This is a genomic window from Microcoleus sp. T3_B1, assembly GCF_036700445.1.
In the GTDB taxonomy this organism is placed as follows: domain Bacteria; phylum Cyanobacteriota; class Cyanobacteriia; order Cyanobacteriales; family Microcoleaceae; genus Microcoleus.
In genome coordinates this window covers 45524-71944 of the sequence record NZ_JAUBOX010000035.1, presented here as the reverse complement: position 1 = coordinate 71944, position 26421 = coordinate 45524, and the positions used below count along the sequence as shown (strand labels likewise).

Here is a 26421-nt window from a genome sequence, read left to right as displayed (position 1 = left end):
CCGTGCCTACCCCCTATCTATCGGGCAACCACGGGGGGATTGCCCCTACAATAATTATGCAAATGATTTAGGATTGCATATAGATAGGGTTACTTATAAAATTGACCCCATCTTTTTTTACCATAAATCGGTCTAACCTTTGTTAGCTATGGGTCAAGACGGGGTTGTCACCCCCTGAACTATTTGCGTTCATCTGCGTTCATCTGCGGTTTCCCTCTTACATCAAAGATTTAGGCAAGAAGTTTAATGAAAAAAAAGGAAGGGGAAAAAAGGTTTATAGTAAGGAGTTTAGTCATTAAAAAGGTACAGGATCAGGTTCTGACGGTAAGAGGCTTACGCCAGTATAAGCTGATTGGAGTCGATCAAAAATGTATTCAAAAGCTTCTTCAAAGTGTCTGGGTTCATCAATGAGAATCTTGAATTCGTGACCCCAAGGATAAACCGTGAGAATGAAATTGTCAATAACTTTGTTAACACTCAAAGATATTTCGACTGTTTCGCGATCGCCATTTTCGGGATTTTCGGGATTTTCGCAAACATTGATCGCACCATCAAAATACAGTATGCCATTGTCATCAAATTTATGATTTTGGTTTTGAATCGGGCATTCCAAATAATCGCTCATTTGCTTGATAAAAATTTCACTAAAATCCTGACAAGCTTCGCAGGATTTGCGGTATGCTTGCCGGGATGCGGCGTAAGCTTTGCAAAGTTCCTCAAATTTAGACATAGAAATTACCAGTGTTAACTGCCCAAAATATCAAATATTAGCCCGCAACCGCAATATTTTCAACAAAGTGTTGAATTGATCGGGCAAAGGGGCGATCGCCTCTATTAATTCTCCTGTTACGGGATGCTGCAAAGTCAGCCGCCATGCGTGGAGGGCTTGTCCGGTTAAATTGACGCCGATGGAACGGTTGGAACTGTACATCGGGTCGCCAACAATCGGATGTTTTATTTCCGCTGTATGCACGCGAATTTGATGGGTGCGGCCGGTTTCTAATTGATAGTGCATTAAGCAATAGTTGCCGATTCTTTCTTTAATTGTCCAGTGAGTAACTGCGGGGCGACCGCCTTTTTCTACTGGTACTACCGCCATTTTTTTGCGGTCTGTGGGATGCCGCCCGATGGGTAGGTCTATTGTGCCTGTTTCGGTATTGGGAGCACCGTAAACTATGCCTAAATATTCGCGGCGGGCGGTTTTAGTTTTGAGTTGGGCTTGCAGATGTTGGTGAGCAATGTCGGTTTTGGCGATCGCGATCGCGCCTGTTGTATCTTTGTCTAATCTGTGTACGATTCCCGGCCGCTGAACTCCGCCTATTTCTGCTAGGGGACAGTGGGCTAAGAGAGCGTTGACTAATGTACCGTCTGCGTGTCCGGCGGCTGGGTGGACGACTAATCCGGCTGGTTTGTTGATGATAATTAGGCTGTCATCTTCGTAGAGGATGTCGAGGGGAATTGCTTCGGCCTGCAACTTTGTGGGCTGGGCTTCAGGTAATGTGAGGTGGATGCGATCGCCCGTTTTTACTGATATTTTTTTCGAGGTGCAGGTTTCGTCGTTGACTTTGACGTTACCTTGTGATATGAGGCTTTGGATTCGCGATCGGGATAAGTCCGGTATCTGGTTTGACAGCCAAATATCTAATCGCTGATTGACATTACTGCGATCGAATTCCTCTGTATTTTCTACTGTGTAAATATGTGCCGCAGTGTCTGTTTCTATCATTTACTTTCTTTGGTAATCGGTAATCGCTAATTTAAAATCGATCGATTTGTATGCACTACATATCCTGTAGGGGCGGGTTTCACCCATAATAATTGCCTAAAACCTATAATCTCGTAAACCCGCCCCCACGAACTGGTTTCACCGACAATTATCGCAGTGGCCGCACTGCATAGATTTCGCCTCATTTGCAAACCCAAAAGCTTGCAGCAAAAATTGCCACCTGCACTGCCGATGTTTCAAATATTTTACCATTTCCTCAGCGGCGGTAAAATTTGATTTTTCCGCTTTTTGCTGTGCGGATTTGTCGATCGCATAATTAAAAGGATCTTGCCATGTTAATTGTCCGCTGCTGTGGAGAATCGAAAGGGCGATCGTGCTTTCAGGAAATTCGCGGGAAACTGCTTCTATATCCCCTTTAACTGGCAGTTTTTGGGCTAATTGCTGAGCTTCTCGGTATTGCGATCGCAATTTATCTTGAAAAAATTCCTTTCTTTGTTTATCTTCGGGATAAAGCAAACCCGTCGGTTCGCTAATCAATGTCAGGGCGATCGCAGATTTGCCGTCGCGTCCGCCTCTACCAATTTCCTGAATGTATTCCGATAATAGCAAAGGTGCTTGATAATGAACAACCCACCGGACATCGGGCTTGTTAATTCCCATCCCGAATGCTGAGGTACAAGTTACGAATTTTAGCTCATTGTTCAGCCAAGCGTTTTCTATTTTTCGCCGTGATTCGGGACTTAAACCTGCATGATATGCTGCTGTTTCATAACCTGCTGCTTCCAACAAATCCGCCAAGCTTTCGCTATCTTTTCTCGTGCGGACATAGACTAAACCTGCTTGTTTTGGTCGAGCTTTAATAAAATTTAATAACTGCTGCTTGCGTCCTCTCGGCGTCCAGACTGTTTGCACTTGCAGGTGCAGATTAGAACGGTAGGGACTTAGCAAAAATGCTTCGGGTTGTTGCAGTTGCAAGACATTTTTGATTGTCTGCTGTGCTTCCGGGTTGGCGGTAGCGGTAAAAGCTGCGATCGCAATTTTACTATTTGCTGGTTTAGCTTTCAACAAAGCCGATCGCACTGTTCCCAAACGGCGGTAAGCTGGTCGAAAAGTATCACCCCACTGCACTAAACAGTGAGCTTCATCTAATATTAAACCGTTGATTTGGATTTGTGGCTGACTGATAATTTCCCAAACAGGTTTGCTGAGTAATGTTTCGGGAGATAGGTACAGCAATCTTAATTTATTTTGTTGCAGCGACTGCATAGTTTGTCGGCGCTGCGCTGTTGGCAATTGACTGTGGAGGAGGGAAGCGGGCAGATTGCGATCGCGCAATTCTTGCACTTGATTTTCCATCAAGGCGACTAACGGCGAAACTACCAAAGTTAAGCCTGTTTGTAACAAAGCTGGCAGTTGAAAGCAGATTGATTTGCCACCACCTGTCGGCATAATTATAATGGTATCTTTTCCGGCTAATAAACTGCCGACAATTTCTCCTTGCGGTGGTCGAAAGTCGTCGTATCCCCAGATTTTTTTGAAGGCGGCGCGGGCTTGATTTAATGATGTTGGTTCTGGTTGGTATTTCATTTGATTTATCCCCAAATCAGACGTAATGTGAGCAGTGCGTGCCCTACATAATTAAATTTTGTGTAAGTCCTGATGTACCAATAAACCGGGTAGCTGGTTTCATAGTATGCAAGTATCGAGCAGAATAAGTGTTAATTTAATAACAGTTAATAATTTTACTTTTTTAAGTATGAACGCAAGCACGTTAAGCGAAGTTTTCAGCTATCGGCAAAAGACTTGTGATCTTTTCGATACAGCGGGGGCCGTAGATGCGGTGCGCGAAGAGGGTTTTGCGCTGATTCCCGGTGTACTCAGTCCGTCGGAAGTGGCGCAAACAAAGGAAGCACTCGATCGCCTGCAACCCTTCGGACTCGATGGTAGCAGTTGGAGTGAATTGAACCAGCATTTTAAGTGCGTATTTAATCGCGATCGCCTGTGGCTTTCCTATGTCGATCGACCGGGTATAATTGAATTAGCCGAAGCATTAATGGGCAGCGATTGCCATATTATCGGCATGACTGCGTGGAAAAGCGGGCCCGGTTATGATGGTTGGCGCGTCCACGTCGATCAGGTGTTTGTACCCCTGCCCGAAAGCGTGTTTGCCGTTAGCGGAGCCCTCGAAGAGGATCGCACTTTTCAACTACCAGTATGGATTTGTACAGCCCATTTCTATCTCAGCGACATCGCAGAAGACCTCTGTCCTACCTACATTATTCCTGGTAGTCACAAATCTGGTCGAAAACCAGAACGCGGGGAAGAAACTTGGAACGGACACTCCCCAGAACCAGTTTTGTGCAAAGCAGGAGATGTGTTATTTTTCCGCAGTGAAATTTGGCACTCCGGCGGCAAAAATACGACAACAGATGGAACTCGCTACTTACTGCAAGTGCATTATTCCCACCGCAACATCGCGCAGAAATTTTCGCCTTGGCCGTGGCAGTTTAACCCCGAAATTATCGCTACCGCTACTGAACGGCAACTGCGGCTTTTAGGCAAACATCCTGAGTCAAATTACGGTTAAAATACATGGCTAATTTTGTTTGATTACCTGTATAGCAAGCCTTAGAAGAAATGTGAACACCATCTATTCTCTTCTATTCCTTTCTCTTTTCTTCTCTTTCTCTGTGTCCTCTGCGCCCTCTGCGGTTCATAAAAAAAAATATCTGTCACAAATCCATTAACATTATAAGGTCAAAGTTATTTGAGACTTGGAGTTTTGGATTTGAGATTATCATCCATTCTAGAGAATGGTAAATCTCCGAATATCTTGAGCAATCCAAAATCCAAAATCCAAAATCCAAAATCCCCTAAGACTCCTCGCCGTCTCGGCGGCCGAGCTCGTACACGCCGCCACCAATACAGGCGATCGTACCCATAGATACCGCCCAACCAGTACCCAGAGAAAATTCTACGCCCCAATTGCACAATCCGCCCACAATCAAAAAGGGCACAATGCTCAACAGCGAAGCGTAAAACGCATTTTGGGCTTCTCTGGCTTGGCGGGTTCTTTCAAACTCGGCTTCCGAGGTGTAGAGGGATCTCTCAGCAAAATTCATCCAGCGGTTGAGTTGCAGGATTACCCATTCTGTGAGGGGCGACAGGCCCCAGTACAGGGCCAAAGACCACAAGGACGCACCGGCGATCGCAGTTGCGTCTATGGCAAAACTAAAGGGAAAAATTTCAGTAAGCATTGCTTGAATGTTTGTGATGAATTTGAGATTTTGGATGTTATCCAAAATCCCCGAACTTAACTATAGTGTCAAGCAAAAGCTCGATCGAATTCAACCGCAGCACGAATTAGTCGGCCAATTTTTTTTATTACCCCTGGGCATTTACCCGGAAGCCTTGACACGGGTTTTGGATGGAGTAAGATACACGTTGTTGATAAACTGATTCGCGATCGCGGGTAGAGCTCAAAGCCAATCTTGCAGCGAATTGGCATAACTTACATCTTGCACCTCAGAAACGGGCAAGATGCCCGTTCCACAAACAATGATTTTTTTGTGGGTTGGGCCGGAAAGCCCGCCCCTGAAAGCTTTATTGACAAGGGTGCAAGATGTGAGCCTAACAGACAACGCACACTCGCACACACATTTAACTTTGAGCCGTGAAAAAAATCCTGCAAGACTCTAGAGGCCCGCTGACGGCAAAACGCTTTTTTCGTCTCAGACAGATGCTGCTGCTGGCACTTTCGATCGGCATTGTGTTGATTAGCCCTTATTTGCAGCAGCAGGTGGTCAAAGCTCAGTCAGGCTTACCAAGCAGAGTAGCGACGGGTAATTTGTGGCAAGAAGCTTCTTTTCCAGTCGAAAACTTTGAAACATACACTTCCCCCTTCGGCCCCCGTGGCGGGGATTTTCATTACGGTTTGGACTTGGCCGCCCCGGAAGGCAGCTATATCCGCAATTGGTGGGGCGGGCAAGTTGTGGAAGTTTGGGAAGATGGCCGATGCGGCACTGGTATGGTGGTGCGATCGGGAAATTGGGAACACATCTACTGTCACCTTAGAGGCCGAGTGCTAACGGCTAACGGCGGGCGTTATTATACCGATCGCGAAGGTACTTTGCAAATTTGGCAAGGTCAAACAGTGCCTGCGGGTGCGAGAATTGCCAGAGTTGGGATGACCGGCCGCACGAGTGGGCCTCACTTGCACTGGGGATTGAAGTACGGCGGCCGCTGGGTAGACCCGGCTTTGGTACTCCGGGAAATGTACTCCCAACAATCTTAATTTGTCAGTTGTCAGTTGACAGTTGACAGTTGTCAGTTGACAGTTCTTACCAATAATAAATTGTCCGGTTAAACGTCATTGCGACCGTAGAGAAGCAATCGCAGAAACATTGCGATTGCTTCGTTTCACTCCCTGCGGACATATCGTAAGTGATTAGGCGGACATGATATAACTAATGACCACTGACCACTGCCAACTGCCAACTGCCAACTGCCAACTGCCAACTGCCAACTGCCAACTGCCAACTGCCAACTGACTCTTTACGTTGGGGCTAACTCTTTTTTTGTCAACTCGGTGTACCGAGCTACAATTTGGCGGAATTCGTCGCCGTCGATCGTTTCTTCATCCAACAGCGCTTCGACAAGTTTGTCTACCAAAGCGCGGTTTTCGCGGATAATTCGGCGAGCTTCTTCGTAGCACTCAAAGGCAATTTCCCGGACTTGGCGATCGATCTTGATTGCCATGTCTTCGGAATACTCACTTCGGGAATTCCAGTTCTGCCCCAAAAACACCTCATTGTTCTGACTTTCAAAAGCCACAGGCCCCAAATCCGACATTCCATAAAGCGTTACCATCTTCCTAGCGAGGCTGGTGACTTGTTTGATATCCTCGCTGGCACCGAGAGTTACTTCGGCAGCGCCGTAAATTTCAGCCTCCGCCGCCCTTCCCCCCAAAGCTACTGTAATCCGGCTTAACAGCCAAGCCCGACTCATCAAACCTTCGCTGTCGATCATTTCGTCGTCGTACACATAGCTAACAAAGCCTGCGATGCCGCCGGAACGGGGGATAATCGTCACTTTATCTATTGGATCAGTATTTTTGAGCATCGTCCCGACTAGGGCGTGTCCGATTTCGTGGTATGCTACCATCCACTTTTTCTTGCTGTCCAGCAGCGGGTTGAGGGTAAGCCCGATCGTGATCCGGTCGATCGCGTCGTGAACTTCTAAGTTACTAATCGTGTCTTTGCGACGCCTCGCAGTGAGAATAGCTGCTTCGTTGAGCAAGTTTGCCAAGTCGGCGCCGGAAAAGCCGGGAGTGCGGCGGGCGATCGTCTCTAGGGCAACTTCTGGGTCGAGTTTTTTGTTGCGCGCGTGAACTTGCAAAATCCCCAAACGCCCTTTGTAACTGGGTAAATCTACCGTTACTTGTCGATCGAACCTGCCGGGCCGCAGCAGGGCGGTATCGAGCACGTCGGGCCGGTTAGTAGCTGCAATCACAATCACGCCGCTGTTACCCTCAAAGCCGTCCATTTCTGTCAGCAACTGGTTGAGAGTTTGTTCGCGTTCGTCGTTGCCGCCGCCGATACCAGCGCCGCGCTGCCTTCCTACGGCGTCTATTTCGTCGATGAAGACGATGCAGGGCGAATTTTCTTTAGCTTTCTTGAACAAGTCGCGGACGCGGGAGGCGCCAACTCCGACAAACATTTCGACAAATTCGGAACCGGAGATGCTGAAGAAGGGGACGGCTGCTTCGCCTGCGATGGCTTTTGCCAGCATTGTTTTGCCGGTTCCCGGAGGCCCGATTAACAGAACTCCTCTGGGAATTTTGGCGCCGATGGCGTTGAAGCGTTCGGGTTTTTTGAGGAAGGTTACGACTTCTTGCAGTTCTTCTTTAGCTTCTTCGATGCCTGCTACGTCGTCGAACATCACGCCGGTTTTGGCTTCCATTTGGAAACGAGCTCTGGATTTGCCGAAGTTCATGGCATTTCCTTGAGATTGGGTCGATCGGCGCAGGATTGCCATCAGCACTGCCAACACTGCAAAAATCACTAGCAAGTTTACTACTAAACTGACTGCGGCGGCGTTGTCGGCTGTTTGTTTGACTTCAAAGTCAATTTTTTTGGCGCGGATTTGGGAGTACAGTTCTCGGTTGTTGTAATCGAACAGACTAACTGATTGGGTTAGATCGCTTTTTTGATTTTTTAGCCTAACCTTGGCAGTTTTTTGAGTTTCGTCTACTTCGATTTTACTGACTTGCCCTTTTTCTATGTTGTCGATCAGTTGGCTGTAACTCATGGTGTTTGGCGCGCTGTCGGCAAACACCGGGGTCGAGAGCAATATTCCTTGAGAAATCACCAAACTGCCCAGGATGCGCCAAAGATTCCGTCCTGGAATTGATTTTTTAGGATTCTGGCTCGACTTGTCTTTGTTTACAGCTAGATGCCCCAGCCATGCGTGTTTCCAAGAATTTTTCATATTGCTTTGCCCAAGGTTGAAGACTGCCAAGATTGACCGCTTGTGGTTTGCTACGTTCATTTATTTTAACAAGATGGCGGGTGTTGAATGGGTTTATCTCTCGCGGGCATCTTAAGATGCCCCTCAAGAGGGGGGGTTTTGAATCCACGGCTTCCTCAAGAAACCGGGTTTTTTACGTAATCTGCGGGCTATAACCAAGGATTTTGCTCAAAAAACCCGGTTTCTTGGCTCCGTCGGTAAATCTCAAATCTCAAATCGATGGATTTTGCTCAAAAAACCAGGTTTCTGGGTTCCGTCCGTAAATCTAAAATCTAAAATCGATTGATTTTGCTCAAAAAACCCGGTTTCTCGGCTCCGTCGGTAAATCTAAAATCTAAAATCTAAAATCTAAAATCGATTGACAGTTGCCGATCGAACTTGCTATGTTAATCATACTCGTAATGAGTACGCTTTAGTCAAGCAGTTATTGTTTTTAAGCTTTATGGTAAAAATTGTCGGCATTGGTGGAAGTTTGCGGGCTGGCTCCTACAGCCAGTTAGCGTTGAAGGTGGCAGCAGAACGGGCCGAGGCCCTGGGCGCGGAAGTTGAAATATTCGATTTGCGATCGCTCAATCTGCCCTTCTGCGACGGTGAGAATGATTATCTCGATTACCCGGATGTGGAAAAGCTGCGAAATGCGGTTAAGGAAGCCGACGGCTTGATTTTGGCAACGCCGGAGTATCACGGTAGCGTCAGCGGTGCTCTCAAGAATGCCCTGGATTTGATGAGTTTTGAGCATTTGGACGGGAAAGTTGCGGGTGCGATTAGCGTTTTGGGAGGGCAAGTTAACAGCAACGCACTCAACGATTTGCGAACCATTTTGAGATGGGTGCACGCTTGGGTAATTCCCGAACAAATTGCGATCGGACAAGCTTGGAAAGTTTTTAGTCCTGATGGTACATTGTTGGATGAAAAACTGTCTGAAAGGTTCGACGAATTTGCTCGGAGTTTAGTGGAAAATACGCGGAAATTGCGAGGAATTTCTTAGCAGACGGCTTGCTTTCGCCAGTAGTCATTGGTAATTGGGAATTGGGAATTGGTAGTAACTAACCAATAACCAATAACTAATGACTATTGGTAATGGGTAAGGAGTAATTTGTATTGGTTATTGGCAATTGGTAATTTGTAGCAACCAACTACTGACTACTGACTACTGACTACTGACTACTGACTACTGACTACTGACTACTGACTACTGACTACTGACTAATGACTACTGACTACTGACTACTGACTACTGACTACTGACTACTGACTACTGACTACTGACTACTGAGTTAAAATGGCATATCGATCATGTCTCCGAAAGGATGGGGTACGTCGATCGGCATTCTTCCGGGTTTTGACTCATATTTGTCTATCCACTTTTTGGCCAATTCCAAAGCTTCCTCCTCTGTCTTGGCATTTTGGACGGCGACGTGGCGGTTGCCGCGGCTATCCCAAACCTCGACGTAGAAGACTTTCTGGGATTGAATAATCCAACCTTTATAAGTGTCTGCTGGTTCCATAGTTAGAATCCTAAAATAATCGGGCGGGGAGTTCCACTGGCGAGCTAATTGTAAATATTGCCCTGCATAAAATGAATTTTACGGGGGTTTCTATAGTATTTTTGGAAAAAAGTCAGTTTTACGGTTAACCTCATGACCAGACTCCTGAAGCAATTATTTAACTGGAGAAAATATCTCCAACCTTTAGCCGCGGCGATCGCGATCGTCCTAATCGCATCCCAGATGGCGGTATTGCCGGCATTGGCGACTGGCGTTTACGAAATACCGGTGTTGTCGGCGGGCGATCGAACTTGGGTGTTCGACAAAGGCGACGTGCTCAGCCGCAGCAGCGAAAGCAATATCAGCAGCGTGCTCGACAACCTGGAAAACAAAACAGGGAAACAAGTCCGATTTGTCACCATCCACCGCTTAGACTACGGCGAAACGACAGCCACTTTCACCGACCAACTGTTTGAACAGTGGTTTCCCGCAAAAGAGGACCAGACTAATCAAATTTTACTCGTTCTCGACACTGTTACCAACAGTGCGGCAATTCGGACGGGGGAAGGGGTGAAATCCCTGCTAACCGATGAAATTGCCCAGAGTGTGGCTGGGGAAACCGTGCAAGTGCCGCTGCGGGAAGCCAATAAATACAACGAGGCATTTGCGGCTGCAAGTACGCGCATTGCAACTGTTTTGTCGGGCGAACCCGATCCGGGTGCTCCTGAAGTTGTTGACAACATTCAAGTTGAAGGCACGTTTAAAAAAGCTGAAGAAACAGACCAAGGCAATGCCACAGTTGTTGTGGTTGTGCTGTTGGTATTGGCGACAGTGATTCCGATGGTGACTTATTTCTGGTATCAAGGTTTTTCGTAATCGGTGCTGCTAAGTCCGATAAGTTGCCATTTTGTCCAGAAATTCTGGCAGGGCTGCACTAATCTTGAACGTATTCTCGATCGCTCAACAAAGCAATTTCTGCCCGTACAAATTCCCGTCCCAGATAAGCCGCGTGATCTAACATTGTCACCGGGCTGGGGCGGGTTTCTTCTAGAATTTTGACACAAAGTTCTTTGGCGGTTCTGCCGGTAAAAAGTGTGACCTCAGTGCGTTCTACTTTGCCACGGGCGGGGATGGGTTTACCAGTTTCGGGATCGATGGCGAGGCCTCGATCGTCGATGATGTTGGTGAAATGTTTGGCACAGATTAAGCTGGTTTCGCGATCGAGATAAATGATGAAGTAGCCGCCCGGATCGAGGTCGATGTGGCGTTTGGATAGCTTGTCATCGATTGCGGTCAGATTTTCCAAGGTTTGACTCATGGTTGGTGAAAGGAAGTAGATAATGGCTGTATTTTGTTTTGCTATTTCTAGTTTAGTCGGCGGCGGGACAAGTTTGGGAGTTTTTGGGCGATCGACATTCTCGGCGATATCTGTAGACACGGCAATGCCCTGTCCGGCGCGGGGTTTTTGTTTAAATTAGTATTCTGAACCGCAGAGAGCGCAGAGAACGCAGAGTGAAAGAAGAGAGAGAAACAAAATATGTTAGGATTGGCTTTAGTAAGATTTAGTATTAAATTATAGATGAAATTTATAGATTTGTTTTCAGGAATAGGAGGTTTCAGACAAGGGTTTGAAAAAATTGGCTTTGAATGCGTTTTTTCCTGCGAGATAAACAGCAAATGCCGACAAGTTTACACAGAAAATTTCGGTGAGGTTCCTTTTGCCGACATCAGTAACATCAATCCCGCCGATTTAGCAGACTTTGATATTTTAGTCGCCGGGTTTCCGTGCCAACCTTTTAGCATTTGCGGCAAAAAGCTCGGTTTTGAAGATACTAGAGGCACGCTATTTTTCGAGATTTGTAAAATTATAAAAATCAAGCAGCCTAAAGTTATCGTTCTCGAAAATGTTAAGCACTTAATCCATCACGACAAGGGAAATACCTTAAAAATAATTATTGCCAGTCTTGAAGATTTGGGATACAGCGTGAATTACAAAATGCTGAATGCTAAAGACTTTGGAATTCCGCAACATCGTGAAAGAATATTTATTATTGCAACTCAAGGTAAAGAATTCAATTTTTCTGGACTTAAAAGCAAGTTTCCTCCCCAACTTAGGGAATTTCTAGACGAGACAGGGGATTTTGAAATATTGGACAAATCCGAGTATACTTTAATTGAGTCTCCGAGAAAGCAAGATTCGGGACTTTTGTTTGTAGGTTACAGAAATAAAGGTACTTGGAAAACTGGCGTGAGGCCGAATACAGAACATTTATCGAGAGTTCACAGACAGCCTAATCGAATTTATTCGGTAGATGGAGTGCATCCGACAATTCCTTCGCAAGAAACATCGGGCAGGTTTTTTATCTACATTCCTGAGCAAGATATGGTGAGAAAGTTGACGCTGAAGGAATGTTATCGTCTTATGGGTTTTCCGGAAGATTTTAAGAGTTATCCAAGTGCGGGGGAAAGTTACAAGCAAATTGGGAATTCGGTTTGTGTACCGGTGGTGGAGGCGATCGCCAAAGAAATATTAAGTCAAAATTTATTGTACGATCAAATGAAGGAAGTGCCATCTGATGCACTCCGAAAACATTTATCGTTCATGCTTCATTAAACCACTTTAGCCGCTGGACTAATATTGCCGCTGAAGTAATATCTTTTGAGCCATATTCCCCAGTCACATGATAAATGTAAGATTTTTCATCGGCATTAATTGGGCAGATCAAGCGTACTGCCCGATCGGAATTTGTATTTTCCCAAGCAAGCCAAATACTACCTTTCTTATTTGGAAGTATTGTTTGAGGCTTTTGGGAAACTGTTTCCCATGCTATCGTATGCCTCAAAAACTAACTTCATCGCTGTCCTGAAAGCATATTCAGTCGGTCTTAAAATTCCGTAGTCATCCTCTTATTCTAAATCTAAAATTTCGATCAAACGTTCGATAGTGACGCGGAAATTTGATAAACCGCTATTGCTATTGCTATCAGTAATATGTTCCTTAGCTACAGTCATAAGATTAAATCCCTTAAGTCGATCGCTAATTTGATGGTGAATTACGTGAGTGTCACACTCAAATCAACTTGTAGGGTGCCGGGCGACGAAGTTCTAGGGCGATTATTCAGGGTCTCTGATTCCGCGACACCCTACTAATTGGGTCAGTTGACCTTAGTCCTATTTATGCTAACACAGCCTGGGACAGGCTCAGGGCGGGGAAAATCCCAAATTAAAAATCAAAAATTAAAAATAGATTGACTTAGTTCAAAATTCCTGTAATATATAAAATATTCATCAAAATTTATACATAAATAAAAATTAGAGAGGTCGCAATTTGAACTTCTCCCGTAAAGATGTATCGCTAAATACGAACCCACTGTCAGTGACGGTGACAGACTTCGATCGAGATGGCAAACCAGACTTAGTTGTACCGAATTTAGGCAGCAATAGCATCTCATTGTTTGCTAATTCTGGCTCCGGAAACTTTGCTTTAAAATCTAACGAATCCGTAGGAAGCGCCCCCACTATCGTTTTAGCTGCAGATTTTGTTAGTGGAGACAACCGACCAGAACTCTTGGTAGCTAATAGCGGAGACAGTAGCATATCATTTCTGTTAAATACTAAATCTGGATACATTAAATTTCCTGCCTTTAGCTTTGGTAATCTGCCTTTTCCAGACGCGGCGATCGCGGCTGATTTCGATGGAGATAATAAACTAGATTTCGCTGTCGTCAATGGGACAGGGAATGTGGTGGCTGTGATGCTAAACCGTGGTTTGAGCTTTATTTTGCAGCCAGCCATTCCTGTTGGCAGCAATCCTCTGGCGATGACGGCGATCGACTTTAATGCTGATGGGAAAATCGACTTGGCGGTAGCGAACCAAGGCAGCAATAATGTTACATTGCTGCTCAATGCTGGTGGTGGCAACTTGACAAAACTGCCAGATATAGTTGTTGGAAATTCTCCCCAGGCGATCGCCACAGCCGATTTTAATGGTGACAGCTTCCCTGATTTGGCGATCGCGAATGCAGGTAGCAACAGCATTTCAGTTTTGTTGAATTCTCAGGGTAGCAGTTTCACCAAACAGCCAGATATTACTGTTGGTAATTCTCCAAGCTCGATCGCCACAGGTGACTTTAATGGCGATGGTTTCGCTGATATCGCGATCGCAAATACAGGCAGCAATAGCATCTCTGTACTGCTAAACTCTGGTTCTGGCAGCTTTACGAAACAGGCAGACATTCCAGTAGGCTCGCGTCCCTCCTCAGTCGCGGCGGCTGACTTCAATGGTGATGGCAAACTGGATCTTGTTGTGGCGAATGAGTTGAGCAAAAGCTTCACAGTGCTGATCGATGAGGGTACTCCAGAGCCAACTCCAACACCGGTGACAACTCCAACACCGGTGACAACTACAACACCCGTGACAACTACAACACCGGTGACAACTACAACACCCGTGACAACTCCAACACCGGTGACAACTACAACACCCGTGACAACTCCAACACCGATAACAACTCCAACATCGGTGACAACTCCAACACCGATAACAACTCCAACACCGGTGACAACTCCAACACCGATAACAACTCCAACACCGGTGACAACTCCAACACCGATAACAACTCCAACACCGATAACAACTCCAACACCGGTGACAACTCCAACACCGATAACAACTCCAACACCCGTGACAACTCCAACACCGGTGACAACTCCAACACCCGTGACAACTCCAACACCGGCACTAATATCTGTAGTAAATCCAACGCCGATATCAATTCCTACACTACCTCTTACCCTCTCAACCACACCCACTGAAATTACTCTGCCATTAAATTTCCTCGATCAGAGTCAGATCGAGACGATAATTCCCGCATCCGTACCGACTCCCGCACCCGCACCGACTCCTGCACCCGCACCAGTACCCGTACCGACTCCCATTCCTGCACCCGCCCCAACGCCCGCCCCAACTCCCATTCCTGCACCCGCCCCAGCGCCAACACCCATACCGACTCCCGTTCCTGCACCCGCCCCAACGCCCGCCCCAACACCCATTCCTGCACCCGCCCCAACGCCCGCCCCAACGCCCATTCCTGCACCCGCCCCAACGCCCGCCCCAACGCCCATTCCTGCACCCGCCCCAACGCCCGCCCCAACACCCATTCCTGCACCCGCCCCAACGCCGGCCCCAACGCCCGCCCCAACACCAGTACCCGCCCCAGCACCTGTACTTTCTATCAAAACCCCTCTCCCCAATGCCACCGATAGTGGCGAACCGACAGGAATCCCTGAAAATCTACGCGGAGAAGGGTTTTACCTGCTAACAGACGGATCTGATACTGCCATTCCAGAAGTTGCCGCCAAGACAGGAATTTCTGCTTTGTCGGGTAATGACTTTCTCACCGGTACAGAAGATGACGATCCGATCAATGGCAATCAAGGGGCAGATACGCTAGCCGGAGTTGGCGGCAATGATATTTTGCTTGGCGGCAAAGGTTCTGATTTTCTCGACGGCGGTTCTGGCAATGATTTTCTCAGTGGTAACAATGATAATGACACCTTAGTCGGAGGAGATGGTAATGATGTTTTGCAAGGTGGCAAGGGAGATGATATTCTCAATGGCGGTGCTGAGGATGACGTATTAATTGGCGATTTTGGTCAAGATATTCTCATTGGCGGTACTGGAAATGATGCCTTTATTTTTGCGGAGAGTCAGGCGATCGCATCCATCGAGCGGGCTGATGTAATTATCGATTTTTCTAAGGGTGATGCTATTGGTTTGAGTGCAGGCATTGCCTATGCTCAACTGTCCTTTGAGCCGGTGTTATTACAGATTGATAGTGGGAGGCCAGTGGCTTCTGTTGCGATTAAATTTAATTCTGATTATTTAGCGATCGTCTTTGATATCGGTGCTAGCTATCTAACTGCTGATGTTTTCTTCACTACCTCGTAGATTATAGATAACTCGGCGCTTGAAGCCTTGTTCTATGCTACCGTGGTGTCATATAGCAATCCTAAATCATTTGTAAAAATATGTAGGGGTAGTGCTACCCCTACTCCCCGTGCCTACCCCCTATCGGGGCAACCACGGGGGATTGCCCCTACAAGAATTACACGAATCATTTAGGATTGCTATATCAAATCCGTTGACATCGGAATTATTCATCTCTCTTCTCTCTTCTGGAGAATCTGCGATCTTTGCGCCCTCTGCGGTTTAATCATTCCCATACAGGCGGAATTGATATCAATAACTGCTCGGCCCTAAAAAAGAAGGATTATCTATTGACTTTGGTTGATTTATTGTGGTATATTTTAGATAATGGGAGTGGTGGCAAAAATTTTATTTTCGCCACCACTCCCATTATTAAATTGTACTTGATTAAATCCTCGAAGTCAAGTGTTTCACCCTAAAAAAAAGGGCGATTTTTTTTATATCAATTAAATAAAATTTGAAGGACTGAATTCCTTACTACGAATCTCGAAGAAAGGACTAATACCAAATGCGGCTTAAATACCCCGTTCATTTCTTAGTCTGCGGAGGCAGACGAAAGTTTTTGTAGTAGCGGTTTCAACCGCCGAATCATAAAGGGGGTGAAAAACTCGGATTCGGTATAAAGTCCTGACTAGAAACCTTAATTACGCTGGAACTTGGATTTTTTCGGTGCCGGCAAGTTCAAAGGCTGCGTGAATTGCCTTCAAAGCAGTTACGGCTTGTCCTTCATCCACAACGCAGCTAATTTTAATCTCGGAAGTGGCAATCATTTGAATGTTGATTTGCTGCCGGGAAAGCGCTTCAAACATCTTTGCCGCTACTCCTGGATGCGCTACCATCCCGGAACCGACAACGCTAACTTTGGCTATTTGTGTATCGACTGCTACTTCGCCCCATCCGAATTCTGGGGCGGCTTTTTCGAGGACTATTTTAGCAGCTTCGGCGTCAATTTGTGCGACGGTAAATGCAATGTCGCGAGTTAATATGCCGTCGATATTGTGGCAGCGCTGCGACTGAATGATCGTGTCTACGCTGATATTTTCCTCGGCTAAAAGTCCGAACAGTTTTGCTGCTACTCCGGGGCGATCGGGCAATTGGCGAATTGCTAGACGCGCTTGATTGAGATCCAACGCAACGGCGCGGACTGCGGGCCGTTTTTGGGAGGATGAACGCAGCCCAACAGGGGAGTTGGCGACATCAAATGCTTTGCAGAGTTCGGCAACGGCCCGATCGCAATCTTCAGCATCGATCGCACAACTAACTTTCACCTCGGATGTAGAAATCATTTGAATGTTAATTCCCGCATCCGCTAAAGTCTTAAACATCTGCGCCGCTACCCTCGGACGACCGATCATTCCCGCACCCGCAATGCTAACTTTAGCTATTGGCCGCTCTTCTGCTTTCACTTCCGGTTCTCCCAATTCGGGGCGAGAATTCTTGCCGAGGGTGGGAATAATTGCATCTGCAACGGCGGTGGCTTGTTGCAGAGATTTTCGCGTCACTGTGAAGGCAATATCGTTAGTATTTCCTTCATGAATTGACTGGATAATTAAGTCTACATCGAGGTTTTGTTGGGCGATCGCACCAAACAACCGCGCTGCTACGCCGGGGCGATCGGGCAAACGCAGTAGCGACACCCCCGCCTGATCTAAGTCAAATTCCACCGCATCGACGGCTTTTGCGAGCTCCAAGCCCTCCAAAGGCCGGGGTTGCGGGGGTGGGGACACTACACGGGTACCGGGGGCGTCACTCCAGCTAGAAAGCACTACTAGGGGCACGCCGTAATTCTTGGCAATTTCTACCGCGCGCGGGTGGAGGACTTTTGCGCCCAAACTCGCCAATTCCAGCATTTCGTCGCAAGTGATTTCGTCCATCAATTGCGCGTCGGCAACCAAGCGCGGATCTGTAGTCAGAATTCCGGGCACGTCGGTATAAATTTCGCATCTGTCGGCCCGCAGCGCTGCGGCTAAGGCTACTGCTGTCGTGTCGGAACCGCCACGGCCCAAGGTGGTAATTTCCAATTCTCCGGCATCGGCTATGCCTTGGAAACCCGCAACCACAACGACTTTACCGCTTTTTAACTGGCTTGAAAGCCGATTCGGATCGATTCGCAAAATTCGGGCGCGGGTGTGGGCTGCTTCGGTGACAATGCCGACTTGGGCGCCGGTGAGGGAAATGGCGGGCTGTCCCATTTCCTGCAATGCCATGCTCAAAAGTGCGATCGAGACTTGTTCCCCAGTGGAAAGCAACATATCCATTTCCCGCTTGTTGGGATTTGGGGAAATTTCCTTGGCGAGTTTAACTAAACCGTCGGTGGTTTTGCCCATCGCTGAAAGTACGACAACGAGAGAGTTGCCGAGCTGTGCTGTTTTTACTACTCGTCTGGCTACTTCCAAAATGCGATCGACTGTACCAACCGAGGTTCCGCCATATTTCTGAACAATTAGTGCCATACATTCTACACAAAGCTACAAAATACTTATCAAATAATACAAGCAGCTTCTGGATTAGAAGTGGTAATTTTTAAAATTCCCATACAACAAACCGGAGAAAAGAAAAAAATATCTGCGTAAACGATGAAAATATGTGGGTAGGGGCGGGTTTTACCAGCCATTTAAGTCTCTCACACCAATATTTTAATAAACCCGCCCTCTTGAGTCTGATTTTAGCCTCCTTCTAACTCTCGCAAACGCGCTTCTAAAGCTTGAATTCGCTGCTCGGCTTCTATTCGCTTTTGCCGTTCTTGTTCTACTTCTGACTGCGCTTGTTCGACTGCCAATTCTGCTTCTTCGACTGCCAATTCCGCTTGTTCAACCCGTTCATCAGCGGCCAGCAGCCAATTCCCCTCAGCATCCCACCAGCGCATCCAAGGCAGTTCTACGCCCTGATAAACCCCTTGCCAAATGCCTAATTCCAATCCCATTGGCTCGATTTGGTAATGTCCGCGCTGATTTTCTGACATTAACTCAAATCTATCTTCTACCAAATGATAGCATTCTATTTTGGCTTTTTTAACTTCATAAATTCCGTAAAAAGCAGGTCGAATAATCCGCTCGTAAATCCAGAATTTGCCTTTTTTTGGAGTTTTATCTCTTTCTTCGCTGCCATCTCCAGAGACAAATTCTAGTATGATTAACGGCGGCATTAATTATTTCCACATTACATAGGAACGCCGCATATTTCCGTCGAGAGTTGGCGGCACGTCGGGGACGTAAAACCAATCGGGTGCTTCAGCTCCTCTGGCTAGGGGTTCTGGGGGTTGCGGGACTCGCCAATAAATGCCGGAATCTTGACCGATACAATATTGTCCGTCGGGATGAAATTGGTCTAAAATGGGTCGAACAGATGTTGTTAACAGGATGCTTTGAGGGAGTTCTTGAAAGTTTTTTACAAAAGTACCGTCGGAATCTGGTAATTGAGTGTGGTCTGGGAAATCTGTAAAATCTGTTACTAGAAGTTCGGGTTTTTCGGTGACACTCATGTTGACCTCTTGAATGTTAAAAAATTATACTTATAATTGGTGAAGGAGAGATTAATTATGCTATTATGTCGTGGCAAACCTCCGATTGCTATATAGAATATTTTAAATAATATGAGTCAGTACAAGTTAATTGTTTTTGACTTCGACGGCACTTTGGCAATTACTCACAAAGCTATTGTATTTTGCTTTACCAAAACTTTTGAAAAATTCAATATTATCCCGCCTGCTGCTGATACTATTATAGGTACGATCGGCATCAATTTACCAAATAGTTTTAAAATCCTCCATCCGGCGATCGCGGAAAGTGCAATTCCCGAATGGGTTGAAACTTACCGCTCTTATTATCGGACGGAAGGTGAAAAGCAGGTAGAGTTATTTACCGGGACAAAGCAAGTGTTGCAGTTGGCGCGTGAGTCGGGATTGAGCCTGGGAGTTTTCAGCAATAAACACGTGAGTTTTGTGGATTTGTTACTGCAAAAACTGAAAATACACAGTTTGTTTGATTTAATTTTAGGTGACAACGGAGAAATAATTATGAAACCAAACCCGGCAGTTTTTCACTCGATTATTAAACCGCTGTTCCCGGAGTTGGATAACAGTCAAATTTTAATGGTTGGCGATACAGCGATTGATTTGCTGTTTGCTAAAAATGCTGGGATAGATGTTTGTTGGGCGGCTTACGGATATGGCGATCGCGCTGAGTGTCTCGCCCTCGAACCGACTTTCGCGATCGACGATATTTCCGAACTTGCTGTGTTCGTTCAAAATTAATTTTTCCTCGGTTTGTTTTAGAGAAGAGTTTGACTCATTTAACTATAAAGTATTTAATTATTTTTTTTACTAGAGCCGGATAATGTAGTTTTTATTTAATTAAAAAAATAAGTGAACGAAATTGTAAGCCGCCCAAACTCTGCCAAGTAAACCATACCAGAGATAGAGTTATCGCTGGAACAACTATTATAAATTAACAACTAGGATTCCTTTGAAGGTAGAAGGCACAAGGCAGAAGGCAGAAGGAAAAAAAAACGAGGGAAGCCAGATTTTATTTAGGTAGAATTTACCGCCCCAATTCTGCATGATAGCCTTTTAACTTCAGCCTTTGGAAAACAGACAATTTTGTTAAACTCTAGGGTGTGCTGGCAGTCGGTATCTACAATAAACTCAATTTATAGAAACTCATGCAGATAGATATAAGCATTCCTTCTGAAACGCTATCGCCGACTCGTACTGGCGGCACACCGAATTTAATAGAAGAAGTCTGGAGGCTGTACGATCGCGCCCTGGCAGCTACCAGCAACGGCATCGCGATCGCGGACGCTACCCAGCCGGACAAGCCTATAGTTTACTGCAACGGGGCTTTCGAGCGGATTACAGGCTACAATCGCAGCGAAATAATCGGGCAGAACTGCCGCTTCCTGCAAGGCCCGGATACCGATGGCGCTGCCGTCGATCAAATCCGCGTGGCCCTGAAAGAACAGCATGACTGCAAAGTAGTTCTGAAAAACTACCGCAAAGACGGCACCTCCTTCTGGAACGAACTCACCATCTCGCCGGTGCGCGACAGCAGCGGGCTCGTTACCCACTTCATCGGCGTCCAATCTGATATCACCGATCGTAAACAAGCAGAAGAAGCCCTCAAACAAGCCGAGGCAAAATACCGCAGCATCTTTGAAAACGCCACCGAAGGCATATTTCAAACCGCCCCAGACGGGCGCTACCTCAGCGCCAACCAGGCACTCGCCCGAATGTACGGCTACGATTCCCCGTCAGAACTGATCGCCAAATGTTCGGCAAAAAACCTTTACGCCGATCGCACCCGCCGCGCTTCCTTCATGGCAGAAATCAGCCAAAATGGCTCCCTGAAGGAGTTTGAGTCCTGCGTCCGCCGCAAGGACGGCAGCACTACCTGGATCTCGGAAAACGTGCGCGAAGTCCGCGACGAAGATGGCGAGATCCTTTACTACGAAGGAACAGTCGCCGAAATCGTCGCCCGCAAAAAAGCCGAAGCAGCCCTGCGAAATCAAGAATACTGGCTGAAAACCGCAATCAACGCCGTCCCCGACGCGATCAACCTCACAGACAGCGAGGGGCGCTGGCTGATTGCCAACGACTGCGCCCTCCAACTTTTGGGCTGGGAAACCGCAGACTACCAGGGCAAAACTACTGCCGAACTCGCTACCGCCGCCGATCCGAGAGTCAGAGAAATCCTGCTAACTTGGCAGGAAACCGACGAAACCACCTGGCAAGCAGGCACTCTTACCTCCACCCGCCAAATTGTCCCCTTGCCCACAGGCGGCAGCAATTTGTTTGAAGTGCGGAAAGTGCCACTGTTCAACCCCGACGGTTCGCGCAAAGGTTTGGCAGTGGCGGGGCGGGACATCACGCAGGAAGTGGCAGCGGATGCAGCTTTGCGAGACAGCGAACAGCGGTTTCGGGCAATTTTTGAACGCGCTGCGATCGGCATGGTAGTCGCTACCCTCGAAGGTGTTGCGATCGCCACTAATCCGGCATTTCAAGCTATGCTGGGGCGATCGGAAGCTCAACTGCGGGGTCTCGGCCTCGACGACTGCGCGCACCCGGAAGACGCACAAACTTCGCGCGAGTTGCGCCAACAGTTGGTCGCGGGCTCCCGCGAAGCTTACCAAATCGAGAAGCGCTACCTCCGCCAAGACGGCAGCATCAGGTGGGGACGCCTCAGCACATCTGTCATCGACAGCAGTCAGGGAACCCCACAGTTTATTTTGCAAATGGTAGAGGATATTACCGATCGCAAACAAGCCGAGTCAGCTTTGTTCCAAAATGAGGCTAAGTGGCGATCGCTAATTCTCAACAGTTCCGACATCATTACTATTCTCGACGCCAGCGGTCGCATTGTTTACGAAAGCCCTTCTGTAGAAAGAGTTTTAGGCTACGAACCCGATGAAGTCGCCGGTCAAATTGCTCTCGATTTGATCCACCCTGACGACCTGCCCTCGGTGATGTCCGACGGCGAAAAACTGATCGCAAATCCAGGCGATCCGATCGCCCTAGAAGGTCGGTTCCGGCGCGCTGACGGTTCTTGGTGTTTTCTCGAAGGTGTCGGCATCAACTTGCTAGCAGACCCCGCTGTGAAAGGAATTGTGATCAACTCCCGCGACATGACGGCGCGCCGGCAAGCAGAGTACCGCCTCAGCAAAATCAACGAGTGCTTTTTGGGATTCACCACCGACGCCGCTGATAACATCCAGCGCCTGACATCCTTAGCCGGCGAGCTTTTGGGCGGAAGCTGCGCCATCTACAGCCGCGTCGGTGACGGTCTGCTGCGCGCGATCGGGACTTGGCAAGCGCCGCCGGACTACCCGCTAGTCGATCGCGCCGAGGGTCACATCTGCACCGACGTATGCAGCAAAGGAAGCGATCGGGCTGTTGCCATTCCTGACTTGCAGAACACGATCTACGCCCAAACCGATCCCGCTGTCATCCGCTACCAACTGCGAAGCTATCTGGGACAAGCAGTGCGGCGGGGCGACAATTACGTGGGTGCGGTGTGCGTTGTCAACACTGAGTCGATCGCGCCCACAGAAGCCGACTGCAAGCTGATCGGAATTATTGCCGGGGCGATCGGAGTTGAGGAAGAACGGGCCGCCGCCGCCGATCGCGATCGGCAAAAATCCCAAGAATTGCAAACAGCTTTGAGCGACTTGCAGCAAACTCAAATGCAGTTAGTACAAACCGAAAAAATGTCTTCCCTCGGACAGGTGTTAGCAGGAATTGCCCACGAAATTAACAACCCAGTTGGCTTTGTCGCCGGCAACCTCTGCCACGTCCGAGGCTACGTTCTCGACTTATTAGAAATCGTGCAAGTCTATCAAGAAGAGTACCCAAATCCCCCAGAAAAACTTCAGCAACAAGCCGAAGATATAGATTTAGAATTTCTAGCAGAAGACCTGCCCAAATTGCTCAATTCGATGCAGACCGGATGCGAGCGCATTGTAGAAATTATTCAAACTCTCCGAAATTTCTCGCGGGCGGACGAAGCGAAAATCAAGACTGCCGACATTCACGAAGGTTTAGAAAGTACCTTGTTAATGTTGAACACCCGGCTGAAAGCCAAGGCCAACTGGCAGGGCATTAAAGTGATTAAAGAATACGGAGAACTGCCCCAAATAAACTGTCATCCCGGACTCTTAAATCAGGTATTTATGAATGTATTGGCAAATGCGATCGACGCCTTAGAAGAAAGCTGCAGCCAAGCACAAGACACCGGAAATACTATCTTTCCTACTATTACCATTCAAACTGAAACGATTGATGACAAGAGCATTTTAATTCGGATTAAAGACAACGGTCAGGGCATTCCCGAAGATCAGATTGTGCGTTTGTTTGACCCATTTTTTACCACAAAACCCGTAGGTAAAGGCACAGGTTTGGGTTTATCAATTTCGCACCAAATTGTCGTTGAAAAACACAACGGCAAATTGCAGTGCCTCTCCGAACCCGGTAAAGGTAGTGAATTTATCATCGAAATTCCAATTAAGTAGAAGGAAAAAGGAACAGTGCTGGACGCAGTACGATATCCAGAAACCGGGTTTTTTGGAAAAACCCGGTTTCTTTTGGCTGCAACGTGGGTATCTTGTAGGGTGCGTCGCTACCAGATTTTCTATTTTAATTGCAGATGGGAGGGTAGCGACGCACCATACGGTATCTATTTATTCTGGAAATTAAAAACTAAACTGAGTCCGCAAATTCCCCACAAAAATTGTCGGGTTGTTATCGAAATTGTTGGCATTCCAGATCGCATAAAATGCCGGTACGAGCGAAATATTCTCGGTTACAGGCAAATAATAAGTGGCTTCAATTTCGTACTGTTTGCCACCATTCCCCCCGCCCGAAACCAGAAACCTCCGACCGCCAGTAACGTCAAAAGGTACTAAAAATGAGGCGGTAAACACAGCTCCTTTTTTGAATAAATCAGGAAGTGCAAATCCTAACATATAAGATTGAGTTTTGATCGTGCCGTCGGGTCGGTCAGTCTTGGGAAATATATTGGTTTCGGCGTAGCCGTAGCGGCCGAAAAGACCGAAACGGCGGCTGAGCGACCAATCGAAATTAAAGCTATAAGTATTGGCAGTAGCATTGCCGAGACGGCCACCGAAACCGTCATCTGCCAAACCGTTAAGGGGCCTGCCATTCGGTGCTCCGATTAGCCCGCCAATTTGCTGGATGTTGGAACGGCTGTACAAAAACCGCAAGTTTGCCCGATCGCTCGGACTGAATGTTAGTTCGGCGGTACTCGTATTTGTCCCACCAAACAAGCCTTGAGACGGATTGGAAGCGGAATTAAACACCGAACTGGGCAAAAATTCCATACTCTCGCCCAAATAGCCTAAACGCAGTTTCAATCGGCGGCTGATATCCCACAAAGCCAAAGCACCTGCGCCGCGTTTGGTAGCAGTTAACAAAGTGCTATTGTTAGAATTAAAACTGCTCGCACCGTCCACGAAAAAGCTAAAATTATTGTTGTCAAAGTAGCGGTAGAAATTAATTCTGGGGCCGATTACTAATTGCAAGCTGTTGCTAACCGGGAACTGATAATAAAGTTCTCGCAGGATAACTTCATTGGGATTCACCCCCGCAGTCTGGTCGAGAAAAGGAGTGCCAAAGGTATTAAAAAGACCCGGAGAAGTATACTGATTTGCTGGTGAATTTCCGTTACCTACAGCTAGCTGTGTAACCAATTGGTCTTTGCCTGTAAAAGAAGTAGTGAGGGTTAACCAAATTAAGTGGCTGAAAGCAATTTCTGGGTCGTCCACTCTCTGCACGATCGGTCTGTTGGTGACAGGATCGCGTCCGGCTACTCGATCGAGCGGAGCAGCATCTGCATTTATTGCTTCAACTCGGACTCCCTTGTCCGCAAAAGCTCCACTCAGGTTAAACCAAGCAAATCCGTTGAGTTTAGTAGTAGTTGAAAATTGGTTGGCCTCCAATTCGGCCGTGCGGGCTTCTAAAGCATCTACTCGACCGCGCAATGTAGCTAATTCGGCTGCAAATTCTTCTTGCAATCTTTGCAAAGCAAGTAAATCTTCTCGCTTGACTAAATTCCCAGTAGAACCGCCAAGTTGTTTGGTAATTTGGTCTAAGCAAGCGTTTAATCCGGCGGCGAATTCATACCGAGTCATTGCTCGATTGCCTCGGAATGTGCCGTCTGGATATCCCGCAATGCAGCCGTATCTTTCTACTAGGGATTGCAAGGCTTGAAAAGCCCAATCTGTCGGCCGCACGTCGGAGAGTTGGGAAACAGAAGTGACTTGTGCTGCGTCTTCTTGTATGCTGAGGTCATCAGCGGTGCCTGTCTCGCTGCTGATGTCGGCAACTTTGCTGGCTTCAGCAACTTGTTGAGACTGAGGAGAGTTTGCAATTTCTAACTTCTGTGGAGGCAATTCGCGAATTGCCTCCGTTATTTCTGGGGTTGTTGTTGCACGATCGACTGTTGCTATATCTGTTTGGGGTAAAGCACGATTCACCCATGCTGCATCTGTTGGGGGTAAAGCACGATCGACTGTTGCTATATCTGTTTGGGGTAAAGCACGATCGACTGTTGCTATATCTGTTTGGGGTAAAGCACGATCGACTGTGGCTGCATCTGTTTGGGGTAAAGCGCGATCGACTGTGGCTGCATCTGTTTCGGGTAAAGCACGATCGACTGTTGCTATATCTGTTTGGGGTAAAGCGCGATTCACCCATGCTGCATCTGTTTGAGGTAAAGCGCGATCGACTGTGGCTGCATCTGTTTGAGGTAAAGCGCTATTCACCCATGCTGCATCTGTGTCGGGTAAAGCACGATCGACTGCGGAGTTAGTCTCTGCGGTAATCGCCGCTAACTGCGGTATCTCAATATTACCTGCTGCCAGCGCTGCGTCTGGGGTAGCCGTAGGGACGGCACTCGCTTCTAGCGCAACTTCTGGAGTTGAGGTATCCTGAATTTGAGCTGTTGCGGAGATCGGCCCCAAAGGCACTGCCGCACCAGAAATCAAGAAAGACAGCCAAAAAGCTTTAACCGAGGTTGCATTATTCACCATAAAACTCACACCACTTGTGGAAAATTAAATCTGGCCAAGCTTAACCGATAAGCTTGCTTATAAATGTATTTTTTTTAACAAATTCTTATAAATAGTTAAAACTATTTTAGGAAGCGCTCGATTCCCCATCACTAATCACTGATGACTACTGA

The 26421-nt window shown here is 47.2% G+C and carries 19 protein-coding genes and 1 pseudogene; 9 read left to right on the top strand and 11 right to left on the bottom strand.

Annotated elements, in window-relative coordinates; translation table 11 throughout:
- Nucleotides 1-295 precede the first annotated feature (295 nt).
- The 3 genes from QT990_RS19540 to QT990_RS19530 all read right to left on the bottom strand — a co-directional run bounded on the left by QT990_RS19540 (nt 296) and on the right by QT990_RS19530 (nt 3313).
- Complete coding sequence (locus tag QT990_RS19540) at nt 296-730, bottom strand: hypothetical protein (protein ID WP_333139528.1); 435 nt, start codon at nt 728-730, stop codon at nt 296-298.
- 30 nt (nt 731-760) lie between these two features.
- Nucleotides 761-1726, bottom strand: coding sequence for an RluA family pseudouridine synthase (locus tag QT990_RS19535; RefSeq protein ID WP_333139530.1), 966 nt, complete (start codon nt 1724-1726; stop codon nt 761-763).
- Between the two features lie 138 nt (nt 1727-1864).
- Nucleotides 1865-3313, bottom strand: coding sequence for a RecQ family ATP-dependent DNA helicase (locus tag QT990_RS19530; RefSeq protein WP_333139532.1), 1449 nt, complete (start codon nt 3311-3313; stop codon nt 1865-1867).
- 169 nt (nt 3314-3482) lie between these two features.
- On the opposite strand from QT990_RS19530, the gene QT990_RS19525 reads away from it, so the two are divergent.
- Nucleotides 3483-4313 (top strand): phytanoyl-CoA dioxygenase family protein, encoded by an 831-nt coding sequence (locus tag QT990_RS19525; RefSeq protein WP_333139534.1) that lies wholly within the window; start codon nt 3483-3485, stop codon nt 4311-4313.
- 286 nt (nt 4314-4599) lie between these two features.
- Here QT990_RS19525 and QT990_RS19520 read toward each other — a convergent pair whose 3' ends face one another.
- Entirely contained in the window at nt 4600-4983 is a 384-nt protein-coding gene (locus QT990_RS19520; RefSeq protein ID WP_333052219.1) for a hypothetical protein, read from the bottom strand.
- Nucleotides 4984-5017: 34 nt separating this feature from the next.
- On the opposite strand from QT990_RS19520, the gene QT990_RS19515 reads away from it, so the two are divergent.
- Both QT990_RS19515 and QT990_RS19510 read left to right on the top strand, forming a co-directional pair.
- Complete coding sequence (locus QT990_RS19515) at nt 5018-5185, top strand: hypothetical protein (RefSeq protein WP_333139536.1); 168 nt, start codon at nt 5018-5020, stop codon at nt 5183-5185.
- A 280-nt stretch (nt 5186-5465) separates the two neighbouring features.
- Nucleotides 5466-6020: a M23 family metallopeptidase gene (locus QT990_RS19510; RefSeq protein ID WP_333139623.1), complete on the top strand. Its 555-nt coding sequence runs from the start codon at nt 5466-5468 to the stop codon at nt 6018-6020.
- A 260-nt stretch (nt 6021-6280) separates the two neighbouring features.
- On the opposite strand, the gene ftsH is transcribed toward QT990_RS19510, so the two are convergent.
- A complete protein-coding gene (gene ftsH / locus QT990_RS19505) occupies nt 6281-8215 on the bottom strand; it encodes an ATP-dependent zinc metalloprotease FtsH (protein WP_333139537.1) in 1935 nt (644 codons plus the stop codon).
- A gap of 481 nt (nt 8216-8696) precedes the next feature.
- Here ftsH and QT990_RS19500 point away from each other — a divergent pair, with 481 nt between their 5' ends.
- Nucleotides 8697-9242 (top strand): NADPH-dependent FMN reductase, encoded by a 546-nt coding sequence (locus QT990_RS19500; protein WP_333139625.1) that lies wholly within the window; start codon nt 8697-8699, stop codon nt 9240-9242.
- Nucleotides 9243-9531: 289 nt separating this feature from the next.
- Here the strand turns inward: QT990_RS19500 and QT990_RS19495 are convergent, their stop codons facing one another.
- Nucleotides 9532-9762: a hypothetical protein gene (locus QT990_RS19495; RefSeq protein ID WP_006635545.1), complete on the bottom strand. Its 231-nt coding sequence runs from the start codon at nt 9760-9762 to the stop codon at nt 9532-9534.
- Between the two features lie 132 nt (nt 9763-9894).
- Here QT990_RS19495 and psb32 point away from each other — a divergent pair, with 132 nt between their 5' ends.
- Nucleotides 9895-10617, top strand: a complete 723-nt coding sequence (psb32, locus tag QT990_RS19490) for a photosystem II repair protein Psb32 (RefSeq protein ID WP_333139540.1) — start codon at nt 9895-9897, stop codon at nt 10615-10617.
- 58 nt (nt 10618-10675) lie between these two features.
- Here psb32 and QT990_RS19485 read toward each other — a convergent pair whose 3' ends face one another.
- Entirely contained in the window at nt 10676-11059 is a 384-nt protein-coding gene (locus tag QT990_RS19485) for a DUF4346 domain-containing protein (protein ID WP_333139627.1), read from the bottom strand.
- 261 nt (nt 11060-11320) lie between these two features.
- Between QT990_RS19485 and dcm the strand changes: the two genes are divergently transcribed.
- Both dcm and QT990_RS19475 read left to right on the top strand, forming a co-directional pair.
- Nucleotides 11321-12355 (top strand): DNA (cytosine-5-)-methyltransferase, encoded by a 1035-nt coding sequence (gene dcm / locus QT990_RS19480; RefSeq protein WP_333139542.1) that lies wholly within the window; start codon nt 11321-11323, stop codon nt 12353-12355.
- A gap of 714 nt (nt 12356-13069) precedes the next feature.
- A complete protein-coding gene (locus QT990_RS19475; RefSeq protein ID WP_333465656.1) occupies nt 13070-15691 on the top strand; it encodes an FG-GAP-like repeat-containing protein in 2622 nt (873 codons plus the stop codon).
- A 683-nt stretch (nt 15692-16374) separates the two neighbouring features.
- On the opposite strand, the gene QT990_RS19470 is transcribed toward QT990_RS19475, so the two are convergent.
- From QT990_RS19470 to QT990_RS19460, 3 genes and pseudogenes are all read right to left on the bottom strand, one after another.
- Entirely contained in the window at nt 16375-18183 is a 1809-nt protein-coding gene (locus QT990_RS19470; RefSeq protein WP_333465655.1) for an aspartate kinase, read from the bottom strand.
- Between the two features lie 29 nt (nt 18184-18212).
- Nucleotides 18213-18344 (bottom strand): hypothetical protein, encoded by a 132-nt coding sequence (locus QT990_RS19465; protein ID WP_333465654.1) that lies wholly within the window; start codon nt 18342-18344, stop codon nt 18213-18215.
- Between the two features lie 51 nt (nt 18345-18395).
- Nucleotides 18396-19211 (bottom strand): annotated as a pseudogene (locus QT990_RS19460) (Uma2 family endonuclease).
- A 111-nt stretch (nt 19212-19322) separates the two neighbouring features.
- Here QT990_RS19460 and QT990_RS19455 point away from each other — a divergent pair.
- The gene (locus tag QT990_RS19455) at nt 19323-19982 is read left to right on the top strand and encodes an HAD family hydrolase (protein WP_333465653.1); all 660 of its coding nucleotides are present in this window, start codon (nt 19323-19325) and stop codon (nt 19980-19982) included.
- Between the two features lie 407 nt (nt 19983-20389).
- Nucleotides 20390-23731 carry a PAS domain S-box protein gene (locus QT990_RS19450; RefSeq protein WP_333465652.1) on the top strand — a complete coding sequence of 1114 codons (3342 nt, stop codon included), beginning with the start codon at nt 20390-20392 and terminating at the stop codon, nt 23729-23731.
- A 180-nt stretch (nt 23732-23911) separates the two neighbouring features.
- On the opposite strand, the gene QT990_RS19445 is transcribed toward QT990_RS19450, so the two are convergent.
- The gene (locus tag QT990_RS19445) at nt 23912-26269 is read right to left on the bottom strand and encodes an iron uptake porin (protein ID WP_333139558.1); all 2358 of its coding nucleotides are present in this window, start codon (nt 26267-26269) and stop codon (nt 23912-23914) included.
- Nucleotides 26270-26421: the final 152 nt, after the last annotated feature.

Coding starts and splice junctions, on each gene's coding strand:
- QT990_RS19540 (WP_333139528.1), bottom strand. CDS start 730: ATGTCTAAATTTGAGGAACTTTGCAAAGCTTACGCCGCATCCCGGCAA.
- QT990_RS19535 (WP_333139530.1), bottom strand. CDS start 1,726: ATGATAGAAACAGACACTGCGGCACATATTTACACAGTAGAAAATACA.
- QT990_RS19530 (WP_333139532.1), bottom strand. CDS start 3,313: ATGAAATACCAACCAGAACCAACATCATTAAATCAAGCCCGCGCCGCC.
- QT990_RS19525 (WP_333139534.1), top strand. CDS start 3,483: ATGAACGCAAGCACGTTAAGCGAAGTTTTCAGCTATCGGCAAAAGACT.
- QT990_RS19520 (WP_333052219.1), bottom strand. CDS start 4,983: ATGCTTACTGAAATTTTTCCCTTTAGTTTTGCCATAGACGCAACTGCG.
- QT990_RS19515 (WP_333139536.1), top strand. CDS start 5,018: ATGTTATCCAAAATCCCCGAACTTAACTATAGTGTCAAGCAAAAGCTC.
- QT990_RS19510 (WP_333139623.1), top strand. CDS start 5,466: ATGCTGCTGCTGGCACTTTCGATCGGCATTGTGTTGATTAGCCCTTAT.
- ftsH (WP_333139537.1), bottom strand. CDS start 8,215: ATGAAAAATTCTTGGAAACACGCATGGCTGGGGCATCTAGCTGTAAAC.
- QT990_RS19500 (WP_333139625.1), top strand. CDS start 8,697: ATGGTAAAAATTGTCGGCATTGGTGGAAGTTTGCGGGCTGGCTCCTAC.
- QT990_RS19495 (WP_006635545.1), bottom strand. CDS start 9,762: ATGGAACCAGCAGACACTTATAAAGGTTGGATTATTCAATCCCAGAAA.
- psb32 (WP_333139540.1), top strand. CDS start 9,895: ATGACCAGACTCCTGAAGCAATTATTTAACTGGAGAAAATATCTCCAA.
- QT990_RS19485 (WP_333139627.1), bottom strand. CDS start 11,059: ATGAGTCAAACCTTGGAAAATCTGACCGCAATCGATGACAAGCTATCC.
- dcm (WP_333139542.1), top strand. CDS start 11,321: ATGAAATTTATAGATTTGTTTTCAGGAATAGGAGGTTTCAGACAAGGG.
- QT990_RS19470 (WP_333465655.1), bottom strand. CDS start 18,183: ATGGCACTAATTGTTCAGAAATATGGCGGAACCTCGGTTGGTACAGTC.
- QT990_RS19465 (WP_333465654.1), bottom strand. CDS start 18,344: ATGGCTGGTAAAACCCGCCCCTACCCACATATTTTCATCGTTTACGCA.
- QT990_RS19455 (WP_333465653.1), top strand. CDS start 19,323: ATGAGTCAGTACAAGTTAATTGTTTTTGACTTCGACGGCACTTTGGCA.
- QT990_RS19450 (WP_333465652.1), top strand. CDS start 20,390: ATGCAGATAGATATAAGCATTCCTTCTGAAACGCTATCGCCGACTCGT.
- QT990_RS19445 (WP_333139558.1), bottom strand. CDS start 26,269: ATGGTGAATAATGCAACCTCGGTTAAAGCTTTTTGGCTGTCTTTCTTG.